The organism is Phenylobacterium sp. (assembly GCF_028290885.1).
In the GTDB taxonomy this organism is placed as follows: Bacteria; Pseudomonadota; Alphaproteobacteria; order Caulobacterales; family Caulobacteraceae; genus Phenylobacterium.
In genome coordinates this window covers 1-2,675 of record NZ_JAQGIZ010000267.1, presented here as the reverse complement: position 1 = coordinate 2,675, position 2,675 = coordinate 1, and the positions used below count along the sequence as shown (strand labels likewise).

2 protein-coding genes are annotated in these 2,675 nt (G+C 72.2%); both read right to left on the bottom strand.

What is annotated here, in order from left to right; translation table 11 throughout:
• Positions 1-227 precede the first annotated feature (227 nt).
• A complete protein-coding gene (locus JWP28_RS17715) occupies positions 228-1,166 on the bottom strand; it encodes a helix-turn-helix domain-containing GNAT family N-acetyltransferase (protein WP_299545000.1) in 939 nt (312 codons plus the stop codon).
• A 33-nt stretch (positions 1,167-1,199) separates the two neighbouring features.
• A complete protein-coding gene (locus JWP28_RS17710) occupies positions 1,200-2,627 on the bottom strand; it encodes a pyridoxal-dependent decarboxylase (RefSeq protein WP_299544998.1) in 1,428 nt (475 codons plus the stop codon).
• Between the last annotated feature and the right edge of the window lie 48 nt (positions 2,628-2,675).

Genomic DNA, 2,675 nt, shown 5'->3' with positions numbered 1-2,675 from the left:
CGGACGCCAGACCTCGGCGGCAAGCTGACGACCGTCGAAATGGCCGATGCGGTGCTGGCCGAACTCTAAGAGCGCGTCTCCTGTCTTCCCCCGGTACGGGGGAAATGTCGCCAATGCCGCAGGCGGGCGACAATGGGGGAAGTATTCTTTCGTCAGCTTTCACTTCCCCCCATCGACCCTCCAGCCAAGCGGCTGTCGGGCCACTTCCCCCGTACCGGGGGAAGCCACTACAGCGCCAGCCGCCAGGTCTCGCTGACTTCCGGCGCGCCGAAGTCGTCGTGGGTCCAGGTTTCCTCCAGCTGGAAGCCTTGCGCGGCGTAGATAGCCCGGGCGGCGGTGAGCACCGCGTGGGTCCACAGCACCACCTCGCGGTAGCCGGCGGCGCGGGCGAAGGCGACGCACTCGGCGACCAGGCGCTTGCCGAGCCCGAGCCCGCGGGCGGACGGCTCGAGCATCAGCAGGCGCAGCCTGGCCACCTCGGACGCCTCGTCCTTCACCATCTCCTCCTTCACCAGGAACACGCAGCCCAGGCGCTGGCCGTCTCGCTCGGCGATCCAGCAGCGCTCACGGGTCGGGTCGTGGCCGTCGAGGAAGTCGGCGCAGATGCGGGCGGTCACCGCCTCGATATGGCCGTTCCAGCCGTATTCCCGCGCGTAGACGAGCGCGTGGCGCTCGGTCACCCAGCCCATGTCGCCGATGCGGTGGGGCCGCAGCACGACGGATCCAGCCGGCGGCGCGTTTAGCAGCGCCTCCACCTCGGCCATAGCGCCGGTCAGCCGCCGGCGCCCCTCGGCCGATAGCGCGCCGATCATGTCCTCGACGAGCGCTGCGGAGCGCTGGTCGAACGGCGGGAAGACCTCGCCGCCGCGCTCGGTCAGCCGCAGGACGGTGCTGCGGCCGTCTCTGGCCGACCGCTCGCGCCCGATGACGCCGTCGCGCTCCAGCCGCGCCACGATGCGGCTGAGGTAGCCGGTGTCGAGGCCGGTGATCTCGCCGACCGCCCTGGCGGTGATCCCGTCGGCCTTGGCGACCTCGTACAGCACCCGGCCCTCGGCCACGGTGTAGGGGGTGCCGAGATAGCCCTTCTCCAGCACGCCGATGGCGCGGGTGTAGAAGCGGTTGAATCGGCGGACGGCGGCGACCGGGTCCAGCGTCTCAGCGTCCATGGCGCATCCTCCTTCGACGAAGAGGAGCGCGGATTAGTTGACGGAGTCAACCATTTCCAGGGCCAGGACGGAGCGGACGGCGGCGATGGCGCGGGCCACGTCGGCCTCGCTCGTGCGCCAGTTGCAGACGCTGACCCGCATGCAGCGGCGCCCGCGCCAGGTGACCCCGCCGAAGAAGGCCTCGCCGGTAGCGTTGATCGCCGCGATCACCTCGTCGGTGCGCCGGTCGTGGTCGGCCTCGGTGGCGCCCGCCGTTCTTGACTGAAACCGCACCAGGCCCTGGTTGAGGCCGGGGTTCGCCACCAGCACGGCGCCGGCCAACGCGCCGATGCCCGTGACGATCGCCTGGGCGTGGCGACAGGTGCGCTCGACCAGCTCGGCCAGGCCGTCGCGGCCGAGCTCCCGAAGCGCGGCGTAGAGCGCAAAGCCTCGCGCGCGGCGGGAGAACTCCGGGTTCCAGTCGATCTGGTCGCGCGCCGCCCCGGCCGGCAGGTAGCTGGTCGAGAGCGTCATCGCCGCGCGGTGCGCCTCGGCGTCGCGCACGAATGCCAGGCCGGAGTCGTAGGGCACGTTCAGGTATTTGTGGGCGTCGGTGGTCCAGGAATCGCAGAGCTCCAGGCCGCGGACCAGGTCGCGGTGGCGCGGGCTGGCCTTGGCCCAGAGGCCGAAGGCGCCGTCCACATGGGTCCAGGCCCCGGCCGCGCGCGCGATCGGCGCCAGGACCTCGAAGGGATCGAATGCGGCGCGGTTCAGCTCGCCGGCCTGCAAGACGACGATGGCGGGGTTGGCCGAGGCGGCGAGGGCCGCGCTGAGCGTCTCCGGCGTCACGCGGCCGTCGCTGTCCACCGGTAGCGGGACGATGGCGTCCGAGCCGATGCCGACGAAACGCACCGCACGGTCGACGGAGCCGTGCCGGTCGGCGTTGGCCAGAATGCGGATCGGCGGCGCGCCGGCCAGGCCCTTGCACTCCACGTCCCAGCCGCGGTCGCGCAACAGGGCATGGCGAGCGGCGGCCAGGCAGGTCATGTGGGCCATCTGGGTTCCGGTGACAAAGCCGACGCCGGTCTGCGGCGGCAGGTCGAAGATCTCCCTGAGCCAGCCGGCTGCCACCTCCTCGACCACCGAGGCCGCCGGGCCGCAGGCGTGGATGCCGGCGTTCTGGTCCCAGACCGTGGTCAGCCAGTCGGCGGCCATGGCCGCGGGCAGGCCGCCGCCGATCACCCAGCCGAAGAACCGCCCGCCCTGCGAGCCCAGGATGCCGCCCTCGGTGTCGGCCACCAGGTCGTCGATCACCTGGGTCGCCGGCGCGCCCTGCTGCGCCAGCGGCCTTCCCAGCCGCGACCTGAGCTCGGCGACCGAGGCGGTAGTGGCGACCGAGCGGTCGTCCAGGCCGTCGAGCCAGGCGAAGGCGTGCTCGGCGGCGCGGGCCAGGGCCGTGCGTTCGGGCGTCTCTTTGGGCATCGGTGTCTCCTCCTGGCGCCCGGAATGGGCGGCGCTGCGCCTGGGAGT